This window comes from Corallococcus sp. AB049A (genome assembly GCF_003668885.1).
Taxonomy (GTDB): Bacteria; Myxococcota; Myxococcia; order Myxococcales; family Myxococcaceae; genus Corallococcus; species Corallococcus interemptor.
In genome coordinates this window covers 1-435 of the sequence record NZ_RAWL01001162.1, presented here as the reverse complement: position 1 = coordinate 435, position 435 = coordinate 1, and the positions used below count along the sequence as shown (strand labels likewise).

General features: G+C 68.5%; 1 protein-coding gene. It reads right to left on the bottom strand.

Features of this window, described 5'->3' with window-relative positions:
* Positions 1 to 435, bottom strand: a 435-nt coding sequence (locus D7X55_RS46635) for a histidine kinase dimerization/phospho-acceptor domain-containing protein (RefSeq protein ID WP_304988936.1), incomplete at both ends; no start/stop codon positions are given.

The window sequence follows — 435 nt, the reverse complement described above, 5'->3', positions numbered from 1 at the left end:
CAGCTGTACCACGCCATCGAGCAGGTCGCGCAGGTTGAAGCTGGTGATCTCCAGTTCCAGCGCCTGCGCTTCCAGCCGGGAGTAGTCGAGGATGTCGTCGACGATGCGCAGCAGCTGTTGCGAACTGGCCGAGGCGGTGGCCAGCATCTGCCGCTGGTCTTCGCCCAGCGGCCCGCGTGCGATCAGCTCCAGCATCGGCAGGATGCCGTTGAGCGGGGTGCGGATCTCGTGGCTCATCGTGGCCAGGAACTCGCCCTTGGCCAGCACGGCCGCCTCGGCGGCCTGCTTGGCCTGCAGCAGCTGTTGCTCCAGCTGGCCCTGGCGTTCGGTGGTATGGCGAAGTTGGTCGCGTTCGGCGGCCAGCGCACTGTGCGTGCGCTGCAGCTGGGCCAGCGCATGGTTGCGCGCGCGCAGGCGCAGGCCCAACAGCAGCAG